At 45.2% G+C, this 21,792-nt stretch carries 12 protein-coding genes; 11 read left to right on the forward strand and 1 reads right to left on the reverse strand.

Going from position 1 to position 21,792, the window contains the following annotated elements; all coding sequences use genetic code 11:
* Positions 1-30: 30 nt before the first annotated feature.
* The 5 genes from WKT17_RS08350 to WKT17_RS08370 all read left to right on the forward strand — a co-directional run bounded on the left by WKT17_RS08350 (position 31) and on the right by WKT17_RS08370 (position 11,527).
* Complete coding sequence (locus WKT17_RS08350) at positions 31-3,339, forward strand: UvrD-helicase domain-containing protein (protein ID WP_291681913.1); 3,309 nt, start codon at positions 31-33, stop codon at positions 3,337-3,339.
* Positions 3,340-3,493: 154 nt separating this feature from the next.
* Entirely contained in the window at positions 3,494-4,987 is a 1,494-nt protein-coding gene (locus WKT17_RS08355; protein ID WP_291681912.1) for a TIGR02677 family protein, read from the forward strand.
* A complete protein-coding gene (locus WKT17_RS08360) occupies positions 4,984-6,129 on the forward strand; it encodes a TIGR02678 family protein (protein ID WP_291681911.1) in 1,146 nt (381 codons plus the stop codon). Before WKT17_RS08355 ends, WKT17_RS08360 begins: the two co-directional genes overlap by 4 nt.
* Positions 6,122-10,222 carry a TIGR02680 family protein gene (locus tag WKT17_RS08365; RefSeq protein ID WP_291681910.1) on the forward strand — a complete coding sequence of 1,367 codons (4,101 nt, stop codon included), beginning with the start codon at positions 6,122-6,124 and terminating at the stop codon, positions 10,220-10,222. Before WKT17_RS08360 ends, WKT17_RS08365 begins: the two co-directional genes overlap by 8 nt.
* 3 nt (positions 10,223-10,225) lie before the next feature.
* On the forward strand, positions 10,226-11,527 hold the full coding sequence (locus WKT17_RS08370) for a TIGR02679 domain-containing protein (RefSeq protein WP_173748884.1): 1,302 nt from the start codon (positions 10,226-10,228) through the stop codon (positions 11,525-11,527).
* Positions 11,528-11,536: 9 nt separating this feature from the next.
* Here the strand turns inward: WKT17_RS08370 and WKT17_RS08375 are convergent, their stop codons facing one another.
* Positions 11,537-12,775 (reverse strand): MerR family transcriptional regulator, encoded by a 1,239-nt coding sequence (locus WKT17_RS08375; protein WP_291681906.1) that lies wholly within the window; start codon positions 12,773-12,775, stop codon positions 11,537-11,539.
* A 173-nt stretch (positions 12,776-12,948) separates the two neighbouring features.
* Here WKT17_RS08375 and hisD point away from each other — a divergent pair, with 173 nt between their 5' ends.
* From hisD to clpB, 6 genes are all read left to right on the forward strand, one after another.
* On the forward strand, positions 12,949-14,214 hold the full coding sequence (hisD, locus tag WKT17_RS08380; RefSeq protein WP_291681904.1) for a histidinol dehydrogenase: 1,266 nt from the start codon (positions 12,949-12,951) through the stop codon (positions 14,212-14,214).
* An 86-nt stretch (positions 14,215-14,300) separates the two neighbouring features.
* Positions 14,301-15,023, forward strand: a complete 723-nt coding sequence (locus WKT17_RS08385) for a FadR/GntR family transcriptional regulator (RefSeq protein WP_291681903.1) — start codon at positions 14,301-14,303, stop codon at positions 15,021-15,023.
* A 171-nt stretch (positions 15,024-15,194) separates the two neighbouring features.
* The gene (locus WKT17_RS08390; protein WP_173748888.1) at positions 15,195-16,325 is read left to right on the forward strand and encodes an Ldh family oxidoreductase; all 1,131 of its coding nucleotides are present in this window, start codon (positions 15,195-15,197) and stop codon (positions 16,323-16,325) included.
* 43 nt (positions 16,326-16,368) lie between these two features.
* The gene (locus tag WKT17_RS08395; RefSeq protein WP_173748889.1) at positions 16,369-17,544 is read left to right on the forward strand and encodes an NAD(P)-dependent malic enzyme; all 1,176 of its coding nucleotides are present in this window, start codon (positions 16,369-16,371) and stop codon (positions 17,542-17,544) included.
* Positions 17,545-17,754: 210 nt separating this feature from the next.
* Positions 17,755-18,915 (forward strand): GGDEF domain-containing protein, encoded by a 1,161-nt coding sequence (locus WKT17_RS08400; RefSeq protein WP_173748890.1) that lies wholly within the window; start codon positions 17,755-17,757, stop codon positions 18,913-18,915.
* 275 nt (positions 18,916-19,190) lie between these two features.
* Positions 19,191-21,788, forward strand: coding sequence for an ATP-dependent chaperone ClpB (gene clpB, locus WKT17_RS08405; RefSeq protein ID WP_173748891.1), 2,598 nt, complete (start codon positions 19,191-19,193; stop codon positions 21,786-21,788).
* The last annotated feature ends 4 nt before the right edge of the window (positions 21,789-21,792 follow it).

The raw sequence follows: 21,792 nt of genomic DNA on the forward strand, positions 1-21,792 counted from the left end.
GGAAAGCACAGTACGAGAAGGAATATGCCCATGGGATTACTGGATTATTTTTGGGGAGCGAGGAAAAAAACAAAGGCGAATGTGAAAAAAGAGGTTTCCGGCAAATGCCAGGAACTTTTGCAGTGGAGCGGGTATTGGAATCAGCTTGTGGATGCAGACCACTATATTTCACGCAAAGAGTATCAGGCAGAACTTCAGCAGTATACGGAAACTATGAGATTTTTTCATTCTCTGGACGAAAACGATATTCTGGAGGATTATTGCGCAAAAAACGGGTTTGATGCCAGCCAGGCCAGAGACTTGTATCACAAATATGAGCAGGCAGATAAGCTTGTGGAAGCAGCAAACGAGGCATATCTTGCAGCCCGGCTCATAGAAGAGAAAGAATATCTGGATCATATTCTGAAGGATGTAGACCCGGTGATTCGTCTGGATGATGACCAACGGCGGGTTGTTCTTTCAGACGAGGATTACAGTCTGGTGGTGGCCGGAGCCGGGGCGGGAAAAACAACGACGGTTGCGGCAAAGGTAAAATATCTGGTGGAAAAGCAGGGAATCGACCCCAGCCAGATTCTCATTATTTCCTTTACCAACAAAGCGGTGAAGGAATTGCGGGATAAAATTAATGAGAATCTGCAGATTCCCTGTCCCATCGCGACTTTTCATTCCACGGGGAATGCGATTCTGCATAAAAATAATCCCGAGCAGCTCAACATTGTGGATGGAAGTAAACTCTACTATTGTGTGCAGAATTATTTCAGAGAGAAAATTCTAAGGGATCCAAGTGTGGTGGACAGTCTGATTCTATTTTTCGCCTCTTACTTTGATGCTCCTTACGAAGGGGATGATATCAATCACTTCTTTCATCACATGGCCAATGCCAATTATGCGACTATGCGGAGTGAATTGAACGATTTCAAGGAAGAGATTATTGACAGAAGGAGCAAAAAGAAAACTACCATTCAGAATGAAACGGTGCGTTCCATTCAGGAAGTAGAGATTGCAAATTTTCTGTATTTAAACAGCATAGATTACGTTTATGAACCGATTTATAAATACAATATTTCCATGGCGAAAAAGCCCTATACGCCGGATTTTATGATAAAACAGGGGGAGCATATTGCTTATCTTGAACACTTTGGCATTACGGAAGACGGAAAGAACTTTCTGTATGACAAAGAAGAACTGGAAGCGTATAAGAAAGCGATTAACGATAAAGTTCTTTTGCACCGGAAACATCACACAGAACTTCTTTATACCTTTTCGTCTTTCCGGGACGGCAGAAGTATTTCCCAGCATTTGGAAGAAAGCCTTGTGCAGCATGGTTTTACGTTAAAGCGGCGTCCAAATGAAGAAATTGTCAGGAAGCTGGTGGACTCGGAGGAAAATAAATACATCCGCCGTCTTGTGTTTCTGGTGACGAACTTTATCAGAAATTTTAAAACCAACGGGTATGATGAAAGGGATTTCGACAGACTGGCTCTGAAAACGGAAAATGTAAGAACAAAGTTATTTCTGGACATTACCCATGCCTGTTTTTTGGAATACAAGAAGTTTCTGGTTGAAAATCATGCCGTGGACTTTGAGGATATGATTAACGAGTCTGTGCGGGTTCTCACCGAAGTAAAGGACATGAAGCAGAAACTGGATTTCAAATATTTGATTGTAGATGAATATCAGGATATTTCCAGGCAGAGATTTGATTTGGTGCAGGCTTTTTCAGAAGTAGCGGATGCCAAAATTATGGCTGTGGGAGATGACTGGCAGTCTATCTATGCATTCAGCGGTTCAGACATTACCTTATTTACCCAATTTGAGGAGAAAATGGGTTATGCAAAGCTGATGAAAATTGTAAGGACGTATCGAAATTCTCAGGAAGTCATTGATATTGCGGGAAATTTTATTCAGAAAAATACGTCACAAATCAGAAAGTCTTTGATTTCGCCAAAACATATGGAAGAACCGGTTATTATTTATACTTATGACAGCCGGGCAAAGGACCCTAAGGCAGACCGCAGAAGCGGGGCAGCCTATGGGGTAGCTTATGCGGTTCAGACGGCCCTGGAACAGATTATGAAGTATGAGCAGCAGGAGGAGAAGAAAGACAAGAAATCCAGTATTTTGCTGTTGGGAAGATTTAATTTTGATGGGGACAGGCTGGCCAGGACGGGACTTTTCGAGTACATCAGCAGAGGCTCGAAGGTGAAATCTGTCAAATATCCGGATTTGGATATTACCTTTATGACCGCGCATGCTTCAAAAGGTCTGGGATATGACAATGTCATTGTCATAAACGGACGTAATGAAACGTATGGATTTCCAGCCAAAATTGAAGACGACCCGGTACTGTCCCTGGTAATCAGAGAAGACCGGAGTATGCAGTATGCAGAGGAGAGAAGACTTTTTTATGTAGCTATGACCAGAACGAAGAACCGGGTATACTTCATTGCACCGGAACAGAATCCTTCGGAGTTTTTACTGGAAATCAAACGGGAGTATAAAAATGTCTTTCTGCGGGGGAAATGGTCGGAAGAAAAGCCGGAGATATCCGGCAAATATAAATGTCCAATCTGTGGATTTCCTCTTCAGCTGAAATATAAGCCTGCCTATGGACTGCGCCTGTATATCTGCACCAACGAACCGGAAATCTGCAGTTTTATGACCAGCAATCTTCGCGGAAAAAAACTTTCGATTATGAAGTGCCCCGATTGCCAGGATGGTTATCTGGTGGTGAAAACTCCAAAAAATCAGAGCCAGTGCTTCCTTGGCTGTACCAATTATAAAGTCAACGGTCAGGGGTGCAACAAGACGATTTCCATGCGGGAATATTATAAAATGATGGAATATCCTCTGTCGGAATTGGAAGGGACGGCTCATGAAAAGATGGCATCTGCCCAACCGAGACCAGGAGATAACTGGGAACAGGATATTATGGAGATTACCAAAAACAAGAAGGTGGACGAGTCCGGGTATCCTGTGTATAAGGACCACAATATTCTGGAAATTGCAGGAACTGTGCTGCAGTGTCTGGTTCATATCAGTGAAAAGAAATTTTACGGTGAAACCATACTCATCGGAAGCTTATGCGGTTCTTCGGATAAGAGAATTCTTCAGGACGGGCTGGAAAAATTGCCGGAATACGGGAATCTTTCTTATCTGGGCCGAAGCAATGTCCGGAAAGTAGTGGACTGGCTTTTGGAGCAGCATTATATACTGGAAACAAAGGGAGCCAATCCGGTTCTGCATATTACCAATGAGGGACTGCATTATAAAGAGCATATGACGCCGGGGAAGATGAAAGGGCTTTTGAAGGTGCTGGATGAGGGATCATTCATTTGAGCTTTTAGTTTAGAAGATAGGTCTGTTCAAAATAAACCAATCAGAAAAAATCTCTGTACATTTTCTGCCCTCCATGCTATCATAAACAAAGAAATACCCATACAGCAGGCAGTTTGACAGGTCTGTAAATACAATTTGTACAGAGGGAAAAAATATGGAAATTCAGGAAAAGATGAGAAAGCCGATGTTGGAGGCGAAATATCTGAATGTGGAAAATACAGACAGATATCGCCCTATCATCCGGCTTTTTTATTTAAAATATGAAAAACTGAAATACTGGCTTTATCAGGAAGAGGTTTTTGAAGAATTAAAAGAAGACCCGTATTTTGCGGATTATACCATGGAACAGTGCCAGCAGGACCTTACAGCCCTGGCCTCCTGGGGAAACCTGGTTACCATTCAGGATACCAGAAAGGTGACGACCATTGAAGAGTTCAAGAATAAAAAGTTCCGGTACCAGTTGTCGGAGACAGCCGTGGAAATCGAGCGTATGGTCATACGAATCGAAAATCTGTTTATTGAAGGCTCTTCACTGGAACCGACTCTGTTGGAGCGGATTCGGATCAATCTGGGAAAACTGGAAGAAATGTCTGTAAAAGAGGATGAAAAACTGCATGCCTGGTGGAACGATTTGAACAATGATTTCATTCGGTTAAACCAGAACTATCAGGATTATATGCGGGAACTGAACAGTGTAAAAGCAGAAGAGATGATGAAAACCAGGGAGTTTCTTTTATTCAAGGACCGCTTAATGGAATATCTGCGTTCCTTTGTGAAAAGCCTGCAGGTGAACGTGGCGGCTATTGAACAGGAACTGCGGAAGGTGCAGGAAGAAACGGTGAAGGATATTCTGAAGAAAGTCACTGCTTATGAGCTTTCCATTCCTCGTATGGATGTGGAAATTGATGAACAGATGATTTACGAAAAAATGAGCGGCCGCTGGGAAAGTATGGTGGAATGGTTTGCAGGAAAAGACGGACAGGAATCGGAAGCCGGGAAGGTGTTTGATACCACCAACGAGATTATTCGGAAAATTACCCGCTATGCAACCCGCATCAGCGAGATGAGCAATCAGGGTTCCAACCGGCGGGAGGAATATAAAAAGGTGGCACAAATGTTTGCCAAATGCAGAGATCTTTTTGAGGCGCACCGTCTGGCAGCAGTGGTTTTTGGCGTGGAAAAACCGCTGCATTTAAAGGGCGAAATGCCCAGGGAAACAGATAGTATTAACAGCGGTGTGTATGAAGAGAATCCTCATGTAGTTACGGTAACTCCAAGAGTTCGCACCTATCGGGAAAAGGCGAAAAGAAGTGGGATTATAGACCGCTCAGAAGAGAAAGAAGCCATGCGTAAGGCTGAGATACAGAGGCTGGAAAAGGAACGGAAATTATTAAGAAGTTACATCAAAAACGGCCGGCTGGAGTTTGCAAATCTTCCGGTGATTGAGCCTTATGTGCGGGATATGTTTCTTCTGTGGATGTCTAAGGCCCTGGAGAAGAAAAACCACAGAGCTAAGACAGAAGACGGTCAGATTTACTATATTGAACAGACCGATACCAAGGAATACTGTACATTAAAATGCACAGACGGAGAGTTTCAAATGCCTTGTTATACCATGGTATTTGAAGAAAGGGAACAGGAAATATGAAGGTACTGGAAGTGTTGCTGAACCGCAGATGGATTCTGAAATCCAGGGAGCGGGAATTGTATTATCAGGTAAAAGAAGCACTGGCATCCGGAGAGGAAAAGAAGTTTTTAAGAGAAAAGCTGGGGTATCAGGTGCTGATCAATCCCTATATGATTAAGGTGGAAAAACTGCCGGCAGTTCCGGAAAACTGGATGGGAATCTCAGACTTTCGTGACCCCATTGAGTATGTATTTTTCTGCCTGGTTCTCATGTTTCTGGAGGATAAAGAAGCAGAGGAGCAGTTTGTGCTTTCGGAACTGACGGAATATGTGCAGAGTCAGTATGAGAAGGAGCAGATTGACTGGACCATTTACCGCTACCGCCGCCATATGATAAAGGTGATGAAATACTGTGTGGCTTGCGGTATTCTGGATGTAAATGACGGAAGTGAAGAGGGATTTGCAAAGGATGATACCAGTGAAGTCTTGTATGAAAATACAGGTGTTTCCCGGTATTTTATGAAGAATTTTACCCAGGACATTATGGGATATACAGCGCCAAAAGACTTTGAAAAAGAAGAGTGGATTGACTTAAACGAGGACCGGGGAATTGTCCGCAGACAAAGAGTTTACCGAAGACTTCTGATGACCATGGGCATGTACAAAGACACAGATACAGAAGAAGATTTTGCCTATGTGCGGAATTACCGGAATATGATACAGGGCGAATTATCGGAGTTATTTGAATGTGAACTGCAGGTACACAGCAGCAGTGCTTTTCTGATTTTGGGAGAAAATTGCAGGCTTGGACGGACTTTTCCGGAAGAAAATACGTTGTCCGATATTGTGCTGCTTTTGTATCAGCTCTTGCAGGAAGAAATCCGGGAAGGGAAAATTGAGGTGTCTTTGGACGAACAAATCCGCCTTCCAAAAGAGAATTTTCAGCGGCTTATAGAGAAATGCAAGGAGCGGTTTGGGGCTGGTTTTAATAAGACGTACCGGGAAATGACCTTTGCAGAGTTTTACCGGGAAGTCTATGACTATATGGAAAATCTGATGATGATAGAGCAGGCTTATGGGGATGTATGCATCAAACCTGTGGCAGGAAAAATTGTGGGAAGATACCCGGAAGACTTTAGGAAAGAGGGAGGAAACGATGAATAGTGGGAAGTGGCAGATAAACAAAGTGGGACTGGTGGATTTCTGGTACTATGATGAGGAAGCCTTTGATTTTTCGGAAGGACGCATGCTGTTAAGAGGCGCCAATGGTTCCGGAAAATCGGTTACCATGCAGAGCTTTATTCCTCTTTTACTGGATGGAAATATGCGTCCGGAGCGCCTGGACCCCTTCGGTTCCCGTGCAAGGAAGATGGAGAATTATCTTCTGGAAGAAGGGGATGAGCGGGAGGAAAGAACCGGTTATCTTTACATGGAATTTAAACGGCTGGAGAGTGAAGAATACCTGACTTTGGGGCTGGGAATCCGTGCAAGAAAGAATAAAAAGCTGGAATCCTGGTATTTTTGCATTACAGACAACCGACGAGTGGGGCGGGATATTTTTCTGTATAAAGATGTGGAAAACAAAATCACCTGTTCAAAAATAGAGTTGAAAAACAGGATTGGAGAGGGTGGAAAGGTCATGGAAACCCAAAGCGAATATACCGCCTGCGTCAACCGTCTGCTCTTTGGATTTGAAACTCAGGAGGAATATAAGGAACTTCTGGAACTGCTGATTCAGCTTCGTACTCCGAAACTCTCCAAGGATTTTAAACCTACGGTTATCAACGAAATTTTGAGCAGTTCGCTGCAGACCTTGTCGGAAGATGATTTGCGGCCTATGTCTGAGGCCATTGAAAATATGGATAATCTGAAAACCAACCTGGATACCTTAAACGAGAGTATCCGTGGGGCCAGGCAGATTGAGAAGGTCTATGACCAGTACAATCAGATTGTGCTGTACGACAAAGCCCTGCTGTTTGCAGATGTGGGAAAGGCTTATGAAGCCTGCCTGACTACGGAGAAAAAATTCACAGAAGAACTGACCCAAAAAACAGCTGCTCTGACAGAAGAAAAACAGAGGTATCAGGAACTTGTGCAGGAGGAAGAGGTTTTAAAAGAAGAAAAAGAATCTCTTACGAAAAGTGATGCGGCAAAGTTAAAGGAGCAGGAACTGAAGCTGGCAGAAGAGCTCCGGGAAAAGGAAGAAGAGAAAAAGACCAAGGAACGTCAGGAGCAGGAGAAAAAGGATAAGCTGCTGGAGGCAGAGGAACGGTTAAAAAAAGAGCAGGAACACAACGAAACAATCTGGGAAGAGATGGAAAACTGTCTGGAAGAAATGGAAGAGGAGATGGAAGAAGTCCCATTTGATGACTTTGCATTTTTGAAAAAAGAACTGCTGGAAGATAAAATCCCGGATTATTCCTTTGGGTCTCATACGCAGCTTTTGAAGGATTATACAGAGAAAGTAGAAAAGGGAAAAGAAAGTCTGACAGAGGAGAAAAACTGTCAGGAAAAATACGACCGGTATTTGAAGGAACTGGATGTGTGCCAGGAAGAACGAAACGCAGCAGAACGGGAAGTCCAGCAGTATGAGCGGCTGCTGCAGGAAACAAAGGCAGAGCTGACAGAACAAGTGTATCTCTGGGAACGGAAAAATCAGGAGCTTTCTCTTGCGCCGGAAGTCTTGCAGGAAATTTCCAGAAAGATTCAGGAGTATGAGCAGGGAAAGGATTATTCCGAAATACGGGAACTGGCGAAGCCGAGGCTGTATGAGAAGGAAAGCAGTTTTACCAGAGAAAGGCTGCTGCTGGAGCAGAATCTGGAAACAGAAAGCCAAAAACTTCAGGGATTGGAAGAAGAACTGACAGAGTGGCAGAATCAGAAAGACCCGGAGCCCCGGCAGCCGGAGTGTGTACAGGAAAACCGCCGTCTTTTAAGAGAAAAAGGCATTCCGTACCAGCAGTTTTATAAGACCATAGAGTTTGGACAGAACTTAGAGCCAGAGCGGGCAGACAGGCTGGAAGAAGCCCTGCTGCAGATGGGAGTACTGGATGCGCTGATTATTTCAGAAGAATACAGGGAAAACGTGCTGGCACTGGACAGCGGCGTATGCGACAAGTACATCTTCAGTGATGTTTCTCATGTGCAGGAAAACCTGAACAATGTGCTGGATGTGGATAACGGGGAACATGATATTTTGCTGTACCAGAGCATTTCCAATATTTTGTCTTCTATTGGTTTTGGCAGAAAGACAGAGCAGGGAACTTCCTGGATTGACGAACAGGGTAACTACCGCCTGGGGGTTCTGGAAGGAACTGTTACCGGGGAATACCGGGCCAGATTTATTGGCGTGGGGGCAAGAGAGCAATATCGAAGGGAAAAGATAGAAGAACTGGAAAGTCTTTGCCGGGAGACGAAGCAGCAGGTGGCAGAGATAAAGGCCGCACTGGAGAAAAACCAACTGCGTCTGGAGCAGCTTCAGAAGGAATGGACAGAATTTCCAAAAGACGAAGATTTGAAAACAGCGGCGAAAGAGCTTGCGGACTGGGAATACCGCCTGGAACTTGCAGTCAGACGAGTGGGAGAGCAGCAGGCACTTACAGAAAAAGAGCGGAAGAAATTAGATGCAATCCGGGTCAAAGTAAGGGAATTATGCGGGAAATGTTACCTCTCCCCACGGTTGGATCTTTTTGCTGCTGTATTGGAATCCCTGTACAGATATAAGGAACTGATTTCGGACCTGCAGGTGGCTTACGGCAAGTACCAGAACGGAATCCGGTATGTGGAAAGTCAGCGGGAATATAGGGAAGGAATCGAGCTGGACTTAGATGATATCCGATATGATTTGAACAGGATTCTTTTAAAAGTCCGGGAACTGGAAGGTTTTCTGGACTCTGTGCGGAAACAATTGGCGCTTACGGATTATGAAGAAATTAAGGATCGTCTGGACTACTGTATGCAGCGTCTGGTTCTTCTGCCCGGTGAGAGAGAAAGCTGTGTGGGAAGGCAGAACAGACTGGAAAAAGATGCAGATGTGCTGCAGGAAAAAATACAGGAAAATGAGAAGAAAAAGGCAGAACTTCTGGAGAGAAAAGAGAAATACTGCCGTGTTTTTGAACTGGAATACCGTCTGGGATATGTGGAGCAGACTTTTCAGGAAACGGAAGATATGGGGACACTGGCTAAGGCGGTATGCAGCCGGTTTGCGGGCAGTTTTGGAAATAAAAAGCAGAGTGATGTCTTTGGCAGTCTGCAGGAAGCCTATCACCAGAACCGGGGATATCTTTTGGATTATCAGATTACCCTGTCCTCTCTTTTCGGAGAACTGGATGAGGAAAGCTCCTTCCTGGACATGAGTGTAAAGCGGATTGATATTTCGGCAAAATACAGGGGAACGGCAGTAAAATTTAAAGAGCTGCTGGAAAAGCTCTGTGAAGATGCAGAAGCCCTGGCGAAGATTTTAAATGAAAGGGACAGGGAGCTGTTTGAAGATATTCTGGCCAACACCATCAGCAAGAAAATCCGTGCAAAAATCCAGGCAAGCAGGCGCTGGGTAGAGAAAATGAATGCACTCATGGAGTCTATGCAGACCTCCAGCGGACTGAAGCTGAGCCTGCGTTGGAAAAATAAAAGAGCAGAAAAGGAAGAACAGTTAGACACCAGGGCTTTGGTGGAATTATTGCAGAAGGATGCAGAAATCATGCGTACGGAAGAGATAGAAATGCTCTCCCGGCATTTCCGTTCCAAGATTGAGGAAGCAAGGAAAATCGCAGGGGATATGGGAGCTGTGCAGTCTTTCCATGCAACCATGCGTGAGGTTCTGGATTACCGGAAGTGGTTCGAATTCCAGTTGGAGTGTCAGAAGACAGGAGAGAAGAAGAAAGAACTGACAGACCGGGTCTTCTTTACCTTCAGTGGAGGAGAAAAGGCCATGGCTATGTATGTGCCGCTGTTTTCTGCAGTTGTGGCCAAATATGCAGGAGCGCGTCCGGATGCACCCAAACTGATTTCTTTGGATGAGGCTTTTGCAGGTGTAGATGAAACCAATATCCGCGATATGTTCCGCCTTATGGTAGAGTTTGAGTTTAACTTTATGATTAATTCGCAGATTTTGTGGGGAGATTATGATACCGTCCCGGCCCTTGCTATTTATCAGCTGATTCGCCCGGAAAATGCCAGATTTGTATCCGTGATCCGTTATCTCTGGAATGGAAAAAAGAAGGTGATGGTGACGGATAAGACAGAAGAAGAGGTATAGAATATGGCTGAAATGGAACCGAAAAAGTTGGCAGAATGCCTGGACTATTTCAGGCAGCGTCCGGTTTATGAAAAACTTTTTCAAAAGTTCAGAGAAAAGTATGCAAGCCTTGGACATATGGGCGGAAAAGTGGTTCTGTCAGGACTTACTTTGGAAGAAAAGCAGCAGTTAGGCGGATTTCTGCAAAAGGATTACACAGAGAATAAAACCGTGACAGTTTCCGCCGAACTCCTGGAAAAACGCCTTGGTGAAAGCCGGTTTTCCGGGATTTCCGGGGAAACGCTTCTGCGGGCTTATTTCGGCAAAAAACTGACTGTGAAGAAAGAAGAAAAGCAGAAAGAAGAGGAAAAAAGGAACGCCTGTTTTGCAGAAATTCTGGAAGGCCAGGAAGAAAATCCGGCAGGAAAATGGCTGAAGGAGGTCTTGGAAAATCGCGGGAGCGGGTATGAGCTTCTGATGCAGCAGTACCGGGAAAATCCTGCGAAACTGGAGGAAATTCTGGAGAGTGTTATGAGGGCCTCAAAGCAGCTTAACCACATAAAAAAGAGGCAGCTTCTGGCAGTATTTGCAGCTCAGACAACGGGAAATCCTCATTACTTTGATACCGGAGAAACAGCAGAAAAACTCTTAATTTTATTCCTGAAACATCAGTTTCCAGGCAGTTATGAGAAAGGAATCTCCCCGGCAGAAGAGAGGAATCATCTGCTGTATCAGGCAGGGATTCTAAAAGATGACTTGTCCAATGAAACACTGGCTTATGGTCTTCATGCATGGAAACAAGACGGGAGTATGCATGAAGGAATCGAAGGATTTTTGAGAGAACAGGAACCTGTGCGTCTGACTCTGCGCACCCTTGGGGAAATCGGCGAAATCAGGGCACAGCAAAAAGAAATTTATGTAGTAGAAAATCCGGCCGTGTTTTCCGTTCTGACAAGCCGGAACCCAGCTTGTGCAGCAGTCTGCGTCAGCGGACAGCCCAGGCTTGCGACTTTGCTTTTGCTGGATTTTCTGAAAGAAAACCACAGGTTTTGGTATGCAGGAGATTTTGACCCGGAAGGGCTTTTGATTGCCCAGAGGCTGAAAGAGCGATATGGAGAGGCGCTGCATTTCTGGAAGTATGAGGCGCAGTGGTATGAGCAGTATCTGTCTTCTGTAAGACTGAGTGAGAGCCGGATAAAAAAGCTGGAGCATATTTATATGCAGGAACTGCAGGGCATTAAAGAAGGGATACAGAAACGAAAACGGGCGGCTTATCAGGAGGCCATGCTGGAAATTTATCAGGAAATACAGACGGCCTCGCTGTGACTGCGCCTCTTACCGGCACCTTTTTCCATGATACGGAAGAAGGTGCATTTTTTCACCCTTTACATGAAACCCAAATCCCAGGTTATTGCCCGAATCAGTAATACAGCCGCAGTCTTCCTGATACAGCAGTTCAAATCCATTGTTTTTTAATTCTTCCCGGAAGTAATGCAGATTGAAATTTTTCTCCGAGGATTCAGGGTACTGGCTTAAAAGCAGCTTCATGGACTTTTGAGCATGCTCAAAGTAAAAGTAAGTGCCGATAAGGTCTGCATCTTTTTTCAGATAAGGCAGAAGCCGTTCATACAAAAAGGTGTCATGATAAAAATTGTGCTCATTTGCAGCAAAGAAATCCAGATGCACGTCTATACATTCTGATTTTAGAGGGAATCGTGTGCTGCTGTCTGCCAGATATAAAATATCCAGATCCGGGCGTTGTTTTTCAATGAGATGTTTGTACATCAGCAGGGTTTCCGGGTATTTGTCAATGACGAGATACAGGCTGTCCTTTGGCAGGGCGGAAAGGTGATTATGCATAAAAAACCAGGCGTTGATATAGGTTTCTGCAACCACCTTTCCCCGGAGACTGGTTTCTTCCATTTGCTTCAACATCTGCTGGTAAGAACGCTCAAACATGGTGATAAGCTCCGGAGGCAAATCTTTGTAAAGTTCTCTGGTAACGTCCGGGGTGTCCTGCAGGTTGGTATTCTTGTTGGGCGTCATAAGGATTCCATTCTGAATCCGGGCCTGGTAGCCGCAGGAGCAGGAAAGGGCGCCTCCATAGAGAAAACGGGGATTCATTTCCACGTCTTTTAAGGACAGGGAACTTCCGCACACGGGGCAGCACAAAAGAGGCAGGGTAGACACCGGGACTCCGGTCTGCGGTATCCGGTCGGGCTGGTTTTCTTTCAGAGCCGCGATTTTTTCATCAAGTCTTCGGATAATTTCCTGTTTTCGGCTGATTTCCTGCAGGCAGAATTCCCGCTTGCCCTCGTAAACAGCCTTTAATTCTTCCATATCCTGGGAATCCGCCAGCCCGGAAATACGCTTGAGGGAAAGCAGCATGTGGATTTCCCGAAGGGTAAAATTCAGTTCTTTTAATTCCAGAATCCATTCCAAATCCTGAAGTACAGTTTCATCAAATACATACTGGCCCCTGGGCTTAGGGGGGACTAAAAGCCCGTAATTAATATAGTAATAAAGGTTATCCACGGAGATGTGGTAACGTCTGGATACTTCACCGATACGCATGAAAAGGACCTCCCGGTTTTGATAAAACCACTGTAGCATAAATCTTTAGTATACTCAAGGTTTTGGAAAAATATCCCGAAAAAAGACCGTTGACACAGGGGAAACTAAAGGTTTTACAATGTTTCCAGAAAGAAAAGCCGAAGACAGAAAAATCAGAACGGGAGTGTGTGGAGATGAAAGTTTTAAAAGAAGCGGTAAAGAGAACAGAAGAGGACAGAAAAAATCTTACAGAAACGGTAAGCCGCATGATAGAGGAAGTAAGATGCAAAAAAGACGAAGCCTTAAAAGCTTATAATCTGCAGTTTGACGGCTGCACCAGAGAAAGGCTGCAGGTAAGCCGGGAAGAAATACAGAAGGCATACAGCCAGCTTACCGGGCAGGAGATTGAGGACTTAAAGAAAGCGGCAGGAAATATCCGGGCATTTGCCAAAGCACAGAGAGAAACGGTAAAGCCTTTGGCAAATTTCAGCCCCATGCCGGGAATTTTCTTAGGACACAGGATTCTTCCGGTGGAATCCTGCTGCTGTTATGTGCCCGGTGGGAATTATCCCCTGTATTCTACAGCGTTAATGCTGATTATTCCTGCAAAAACCGCAGGGGTAAAGCGGGTGGCAGCCTGTTCTCCGGTGATGAAAGGAACCAATGCTATCAATCCCAAGACTTTGGTTGCCATGGACATTGCAGGCGTGGATGAGATTTATGCCGTAGGAGGCGCCCAGGCAGTGGCTGCTTTTTCCTACGGGACAGAGGAAATTCCGGCCGTGGATATGATTGTCGGACCAGGAAACCGCTTTGTGACAGAAGCGAAACGCCAGTGTTACGGTCAGGTTGGCATTGATTTTGTGGCAGGCCCCAGCGAAGTCATGGTGCTGGCAGACGGCAGCGGAACCCCGGAGGTGGTGGCCGCAGACTTGTTGGCGCAGTCTGAACATGACCCTAATGCAAAGGGAATTTTGGTAACCACAAATGAGGAATTTGCAGAGAAAGTGATAAAAGCAGTAGAAAAGGAACTGAGCATGCTCTCTACCGCAGAAATTGCAGAGAAATCCTGGAATACTTTCGGAGAAGTGATTCTGGCAGACAGTGAAGAAGAGATGGCAGACCTGGCAAATGCCTATGCGCCGGAGCACCTGGAAGTCAATATGAAAAACGCCGAAGAAATGGCGGAAAAGCTTTACAACTATGGTTCTCTCTTTATTGGTGAAAATACGGCAGAGGTGTTTGGAGACTATGCTTCCGGAACCAACCACACGCTTCCCACTCTCCGGGCAGCCCGTTATACAGGCGGCGTATGGGTCGGCACCTTTTTAAAAACCTGCACATACCAGAGTATGACAAAAGAAGCCATGAAAGAACTGGCGCCGCTGGTGGCAAGACTGGCAAAGGGCGAAGGTCTCATGGGACACGCAGAAGCCGCAGAAGTGCGGGAAAAGAAATAAAAGTTGGGATTTTCTCTGAAAATGGGTTCTTGCTGACAGGCAGTGCTTGTTATATACTGTCTATAGAAAGAGAAAGGCAGGAAGCTATGTTTAGAAAAATTGAGAAGGAAAATCCTTTTGAGGAAATTTTAGACCAGATTATTGAAAATATCAAAGAGGGAACTCTGAAAAAGGGAGATGCGCTTCCGGCAGAACGGAATATGGCAGAGGCCTTAGGGGTTTCCCGTCCTGTGGTGCGGGAAGTGTTAAGAACCCTGGCTCTGCTGGGGATTATCAAGACGGTGTGGGGAGGGGCAAGTTATGTATCCGAAAACCTGGAAAACAGTCTCATCGAGCCGCTGTCCATATTGCTGCGGTTAAACAACAGCAGCGTTTACCATAATCAGCAGCTTCGCAGCGCTCTAGAAGTAGAGGCTGCCCGTCTGGCTGCCAGAAACTGTACACCGGTGGACGCCGCAGAACTCCAGCTGATTCTGGCCAGACTGGACGCGGCAGAGGAAGAAAGAGTCAGAGGAGACTTAGACCGGGATTTGCATATCAAAATCGGAAAAATGGCGCAAAGTCCCATGCTGTTTTCCGTAATGAGCGCCTCCGCCCAGTTGACGGAAAACATCATTACAGGAATCCGAAGCTATATGATGCAGAAACAACATTCCGTTTCACAGATGGATGAACAGCACCGGAAACTGGTGAACGCAATTGTGGAGCACCGGGAGGAAGATGCTGAAATCTGCATGAAGGAGCATATGAAAACCATAGAAAATTATATATTGGAAATAGACCGGAAAAAAGAGAATACACAGGTCTGAAACGGAGCTTAAAAGCTGTTGCATAAAAAAATGCGGCGGCTTTTTTTATATCCAGGTAGTTTACAGGCATTATTTCTCTTTTTTCCATTGCATTTTGTATTTTGTGGTGGTATAATTCGTTTAAAGATTGGTAATACCAATAAAGATAATGGAATACCAGGAGGCCACGTTATGGGATATGTAAAATGGAGTTATCCGGTTCTGGAACATTTTTGTTATGATGTGTTCAGAGCTTTTGGATTTAGTGAAAAGGAAAGCAAAGAAATCGAAGATGTACTGCTGACTGCGGATTTGTTCGGAATAGAAAGTCACGGTATGCAGCGTATGGTGCGGTATCACAAAGGAATTGAAAAAGGTACGATTCACCCAAAGGAAAAACCGGAGGTAGTGTTTGAAACACCTGTTTCTGCAGTGGTTGACGGACACAACGGTATGGGACAGCTGATTTCTATTTTTGCCATGAATAAGGCGATTGAAAAAGCGAAGACAACGGGAATCGGTATTGTGACAGTAAGAGAATCCAACCACTTTGGAATTGCCGGCTACTACGCAAAGATGGCCAGCGACCAGGGACTGTTGGGAATGGCCTGCACCAATTCCGAAGCGATTATGGTGCCTACTTTCGGGAAAAAAGCCATGCTGGGCTCCAATCCCATTGCGGTAGCTATGCCGGCAGACCCCTATCCTTTCCTCTTTGACTGTTCTACCACGGTGGTAACCCGAGGAAAGCTGGAAATGTACAATAAGATGAACAAACCTCTTCCGCAAGGATGGGCCTTGGATGCAAACGGACACGAAAGCACACAGGCGCCCACGGTACTGGAAAATATTGTTTCCAAACGCGGCGGCGGTATTATGCCTCTGGGAGGAAATAAGGAAGTGAGCGGCAGTCATAAAGGATATGGATACGGTATGCTGTGCGAATTATTCAGTTCTATTTTTTCTATGGGGGTTACCTCAGAAAAATGCTGTACTTTCCCGGATAAAACAGGTATCTGTCATGGATTTGCAGCAATAAATCCAGAGATTTTCGGAAACCCGGAGGAAATTAAGGCACACTTATCCGAATATCTGGAAGCTTTACGGGAAAGTCCGAAAGCAGAAGGCGAGAGCCAAATCTACACCCACGGAGAAAAGGAAATTTTTGCAGAAAAGGACAGAAGGGAGAACGGAATTCCTGTAAATGACAATACTATGGCGGAACTGGCAAATCTCTGTGCTTATCTGAAGCTGGATTTCCATTCTTATTTTAAGGACTATGAACTGCCCGGAGACGGAACGTTTTTCACAGGAAATTATTAATCAAACCCATAGACGGAAAAAGTAGGGATTAGGAGGACGTATCATGGATTATGCAAAAGAATCATTGAGATTACATAAAGAGTGGAAAGGAAAAATTCAGGTTGTGGCAAATGTGCCGGTAGAAACCAAGGATGACCTGTCTTTGGCTTATACGCCGGGTGTGGCACAGCCTTGTCTGGAAATCCAGAAGGATGTAGAGAAATCTTATGAACTTACCAGAAGATGGAATATGTGCCTGGTGGTTACAGACGGTTCTGCCGTTTTGGGACTGGGAGACATTGGCCCTGAAGCCGGAATGCCGGTTATGGAGGGAAAATGTGTGTTGTTCAAAGCTTTCGGAGATGTAGACGCATTTCCTCTCTGCATTAAATCACAGGATGTCGATGAGATTGTAAATACGATTTACCTGATTTCCGGTTCTTTCGGCGGTGTCAATCTGGAAGATATTGCGGCTCCCAGATGTTTTGAAATCGAGAAAAAACTGAAAGAGAAATGTGATATTCCTATTTTTCATGATGACCAGCATGGCACGGCAGTGATTACTTTGGCAGGCTTAAATAATGCTATGAAGCTGACTGGCAAGAAGAAAGAGGACGTTTCCATTGTTATGAACGGCGCCGGTGCGGCAGCAATTTCCATTGCCAGACTGCTTTTGAAAGCAGGATATAAAAAGGTTACCCTCTGTGACAGAAACGGAGCGATTTACGAAGGCAGAAAAGAGGGCATGAATGCAGTAAAAGAAGCGATGAGTAAAATCACCAATCTGGAGAAAAAGCCAGGAAGCCTTGCAGAGCAGATGAAGGGTGCGGATGTCTTTATCGGTGTATCTGCACCCGGAGTAGTGACAAAGGAAATGGTAGAGAGCATGGCAAAGGATGCAGTTATTTTTGCCTGCGCCAACCCGGTTCCGGAGATTTATCCGGAAGAGGCCAAAGCAGCAGGAGCGAAAGTGGTAGCAACAGGCAGAAGCGATTTCCCGAACCAGATTAACAATGTTCTGGCATTCCCGGGAATCTTTCGCGGAGCGTTTGATGTGAGGGCAAAAGATATTAATGATGAAATGAAGATTGCGGCAGCAGATGCTCTGGCAGGACTGATTACAGAAGAGGAACTGACCCCGGATTATATTATTCCCAAAGCTTTTGACAAAAGAGTAGGCCCGGCAGTGGCGAAAGCAGTAGCCAAAGCTGCCAGAGACACCAAAGTTGCAAGAATATAAAACAGAAAAAGAATAGACGGGAAAATGGGACTGCAGGGGCAGTTCCATTTTTCGGTAAATTGTACATGCAGATACCGGAAAAGAAAGACAGAAGTAAGTCATAATAAATAAAAAAGCCGCGGTAAAGGAAAAAAGGATAGGATAAGGATTCCTTGTTTTTTCTTTTTGTGTTAAAATGGGCAAGGATATATACAATAAGGGAGTATACAAATGAGAAAGAGGTATTTTTCACGAGTAGACCGGCAGGTAGCAATGCTGCTGAGTACGATATTGATTTTATCCAGTTTATCTATATATTTCGTGACCACTCAGATTTATTATCGTTCCGTACTAAAAAGTCTGACCGGACGTGTGAAAAACATACAGGAATATATTGAGCACCAACTGACGCCGGAGACGTTTTCAGATATTAACAGCAAAGAAGATATGAATAAGGAAAGCTATCAAAAACTCAAGAATCAGATGGAAGAAGTTCGGGATATCGGTGACTTAAGGTATCTGTATACGGCGAAGAAAAATGATGCAGGGAAGCTAGTGTATGTAGTGGATGGTCTGCCCGAAACAGCAGATGATTTTCGTTATCCGGGAGACCTGATTGAGGTGGAAATACAGGAAAAACTGGAAAGCGCACTGAAAGGAGAAATGGTACTGCCGGATAAAATCATGGATACGGACTGGGGAGACATATTTATTGCTTATTTTCCCCTGCACGATGAGGATGAGAAGGTAATCGGGGCTCTTGGAATTGAACTTGCAGCGGATGTAGAGGCAGCGACTTTTCAGGAAGTGTCCAAGTCGGTAAGTGCGGTGTGCGTGACTTTCTGTGGGATTGCTATTGCCGCGTCCATTCTGATTTTCCGGAGAATTTCCAATCCCTTATACAGGGATATGGCGAATACGGATTTTATGACAAAGCTGAAGAATAGAAATTCCTATGAAACAGACAGAGAGAATCTGAATGCCCGGAAGCGGATGGAAGGTATGACTGTGGTGGTCATTGATGTCAATAACCTGAAGCTGGCCAATGACTGTCTGGGACATGATATAGGAGACAGCTGCATTATCAATGCGGCAAAGATTTTACAAAGTGTGGAGTCAGCCCGGATTACAGCGTACCGCTACGGCGGTGATGAATTTGTCCTGCTGATGGAGAACCAGCCTGAGCCGGAAGCGCTTCTTGAAAGCATAAAGGACAGGTTCCGAAAATACGCAGATAAGCTGAAAGTGCCGGTAGCCCTTGCTGTGGGATATGCGCAGTTTGACCCTAAGCTGGATAAGGACATCAGGGATACACAGAAACGGGCGGACGAACAGATGTATCAGGACAAAATGAGAATAAAGGAAAAAGAGGAGCCGATGGAATCTGTGTGATTCTGTCGGTTTTTTTGAAATGCTGTTTGCAGGGAGACGGAAATACTGCTGCAATAAGGCGCAGAGAAATCAGTGGAAAAGGTGTGAAGAAGTCTATGATGAAAAGTCAAAGAGTATCGCAGGAATAGAATGACAAGGTTGAAAAACTTCAAAAAAATTAGCACTCGACCCTTGACCTGGCTAACAGAATGTGATATTGTTATAATATAAATAGAACAAGTAAACAACATTCGGAGTTTCTTCCGAAGATAGGATAACCAAAACGGAGGGATTTTATGAACATTACAAAATTTACACAGAAATCACTTCAGGCTGTTCAGAACTTAGAGAAGACTGCTTATGAATTCGGCAACCAGGAAGTGGAGCAGGAACATTTGTTATATAACCTTTTACATCAGGAGGACAGCCTGATTTTAAAACTCATTGAGAAAATGGAGATTCAGAAAGAGCATTTTCTGGACCGTGTGGAGCAGGCCTTAAATGCCAGAACGAAGGTTTCAGGGGGTCAGCCTTACATCGGTCAGTACCTGAATAAGGCTCTTGTGAGTGCGGAGGACGAGGCATCTAATATGGGAGACGAATACGTTTCCGTAGAGCATTTGCTTCTGGCGCTTTTGAATCACCCCAGCCCGTCTATGAAAAAAATCTGGCAGGAGTATGGTATTACAAAGGAACGTTTCCTGCAGGCTTTAAGTACCGTGAGAGGAAACCAGAGAGTCACCACAGACAATCCGGAGGTCACTTACGATACTTTGAATAAATACGGACAGGATTTGGTGGAAAAAGCCAGAGAGCAGAAACTGGACCCGGTTATCGGCAGGGACAGTGAAATCCGGAATGTGATTCGGATTCTGTCCAGAAAGACGAAAAATAATCCGGTGCTTATCGGTGAACCCGGTGTGGGTAAAACAGCGGCTGTGGAAGGGCTTGCCCAGCGTATTGTGCAGGAAGATGTGCCGGACGGCTTAAAGGATAAGAAAATTTTCGCTCTGGATATGGGCGCTCTGGTGGCAGGCGCCAAATACAGAGGTGAGTTTGAGGAACGTCTGAAAGCCGTTCTGGAAGAAGTCAGAAAGAGCGAAGGGCAGATTATCCTCTTTATTGATGAGCTGCACCTGATCGTAGGAGCCGGAAAGACAGACGGCGCCATGGATGCGGGAAATATGCTGAAACCGATGCTGGCCAGAGGCGAGCTGCACTGTATCGGCGCTACAACCCTGGATGAATACCGCAAATACATTGAAAAAGACGCGGCACTGGAACGTCGTTTCCAGCCGGTTATGGTGGATGAACCTACAGTGGAAGACACGATTTCGATTCTTCGTGGACTGAAAGAACGGTATGAAGTATTCCACGGAGTAAAGATTACGGACAGCGCCCTGGTGGCTGCGGCAACTCTTTCCGACCGTTATATCAGCGACCGTTTCCTGCCGGATAAGGCCATTGACCTGGTGGACGAGGCCTGCGCCCTGATTAAGACCGAATTGGATTCCATGCCTACGGAACTGGACGAAATGCGCCGGAAGATTATGCAGATGGAAATCGAAGAAGCGGCTCTGAAAAAGGAAAATGACCGGCTGAGCCAGGATCGTCTGGTAGATTTACAAAAAGAAATGGCAGAACTGCGGGACGCTTTTAATACTCAGAAAGCCCAGTGGGACAATGAAAAATCCACGGTGGAGCGTCTGCAGAAATTAAGAGAGCAGATAGAGGACATGAATAACCAGATTCAGAAAGCTCAGAGAAATTATGACCTGGACGAAGCGGCAAGGCTGCAGTACGGTGAACTTCCCAAATTGCAGAATCAGCTGGCAGCAGAGGAAGAGCGGGTGAAAAATCAGGATTTATCTCTGGTGCACGAAAGTGTTACGGATGAGGAGATTGCCAGAATTATTTCCCGCTGGACAGGAATTCCGGTGGCAAAACTCACGGAGGGTGAGAGAAGTAAGATTCTGCACCTGGAAGATGAACTGCACAAGAGAGTCATCGGACAGGATGAGGGTGTCACCAGGGTGACAGACGCCATTATCCGCTCCAAGGCGGGTATCAAAGACCCCACAAAGCCCATTGGTTCCTTCCTGTTTCTGGGACCTACGGGTGTAGGTAAGACGGAACTGGCAAAAACTTTGGCAGCAACGCTTTTTGATGATGAGCAGAATATGGTTCGCATTGATATGAGTGAGTATATGGAGAAATATTCCGTATCCAGACTTATCGGGGCGCCTCCGGGATATGTGGGATATGAGGAAGGCGGCCAGCTGACAGAGGCTGTCAGAAGAAAACCGTATTCCGTCGTGCTTTTTGATGAAATCGAGAAGGCTCATCCGGATGTCTTTAACGTACTTCTGCAGGTGCTGGATGACGGACGAATCACAGACTCCCAGGGCAGAACCGTGGACTTTAAGAACACCATTCTCATTATGACTTCTAACATCGGTTCGCCGTATCTTTTAGAGGGAATCGAGGAAAACGGTGAGATTAAGCAGGAAGCAAAGGAGGCTGTGGAGAAGGATTTGAGAGCCCATTTCCGTCCCGAATTTTTAAACCGTCTGGACGAAATTATTATGTTTAAGCCTCTGACCAAAGGAAATATCGGCGGCATTGTAGATTTGCTTATGGCAGATTTGAACAGAAGGTTAAAAGACCAGGAATTATCCATAGAATTGACAAAAGCTGCAAAAGATTATATTATTGAGGGCGGATATGACCCTGTATACGGCGCCCGTCCACTGAAAAGATATGTGCAGAAATATGTGGAAACACTGACTGCGAAACTGATTCTTTCCGGGGACATCAGCACGGACAGCAGGATTATCCTGGATGTGGAAAACGGGGAGCTGACGGCTCATGCAGAGAAGGTGCAGCCCTCATAAACAG

The sequence above is a fragment of the Blautia sp. HCN-20427 genome, assembly GCF_037890365.1.
In the GTDB taxonomy this organism is placed as follows: Bacteria; Bacillota; Clostridia; order Lachnospirales; family Lachnospiraceae; genus Blautia.

Excerpts from the sequence above, each read along its gene's own strand:
- WKT17_RS08350 (WP_291681913.1), top strand. The coding sequence starts at position 31 with ATGGGATTACTGGATTATTTTTGGGGAGCGAGGAAAAAAACAAAGGCG.
- clpB (WP_173748891.1), top strand. The coding sequence starts at position 19,191 with ATGAACATTACAAAATTTACACAGAAATCACTTCAGGCTGTTCAGAAC.
- WKT17_RS08365 (WP_291681910.1), top strand. The coding sequence starts at position 6,122 with ATGAATAGTGGGAAGTGGCAGATAAACAAAGTGGGACTGGTGGATTTC.
- WKT17_RS08375 (WP_291681906.1), bottom strand. The coding sequence starts at position 12,775 with ATGCGTATCGGTGAAGTATCCAGACGTTACCACATCTCCGTGGATAAC.
- WKT17_RS08400 (WP_173748890.1), top strand. The coding sequence starts at position 17,755 with ATGAGAAAGAGGTATTTTTCACGAGTAGACCGGCAGGTAGCAATGCTG.
- WKT17_RS08370 (WP_173748884.1), top strand. The coding sequence starts at position 10,226 with ATGGCTGAAATGGAACCGAAAAAGTTGGCAGAATGCCTGGACTATTTC.
- WKT17_RS08360 (WP_291681911.1), top strand. The coding sequence starts at position 4,984 with ATGAAGGTACTGGAAGTGTTGCTGAACCGCAGATGGATTCTGAAATCC.
- WKT17_RS08355 (WP_291681912.1), top strand. The coding sequence starts at position 3,494 with ATGGAAATTCAGGAAAAGATGAGAAAGCCGATGTTGGAGGCGAAATAT.
- WKT17_RS08385 (WP_291681903.1), top strand. The coding sequence starts at position 14,301 with ATGTTTAGAAAAATTGAGAAGGAAAATCCTTTTGAGGAAATTTTAGAC.
- WKT17_RS08395 (WP_173748889.1), top strand. The coding sequence starts at position 16,369 with ATGGATTATGCAAAAGAATCATTGAGATTACATAAAGAGTGGAAAGGA.
- hisD (WP_291681904.1), top strand. The coding sequence starts at position 12,949 with ATGAAAGTTTTAAAAGAAGCGGTAAAGAGAACAGAAGAGGACAGAAAA.
- WKT17_RS08390 (WP_173748888.1), top strand. The coding sequence starts at position 15,195 with ATGGGATATGTAAAATGGAGTTATCCGGTTCTGGAACATTTTTGTTAT.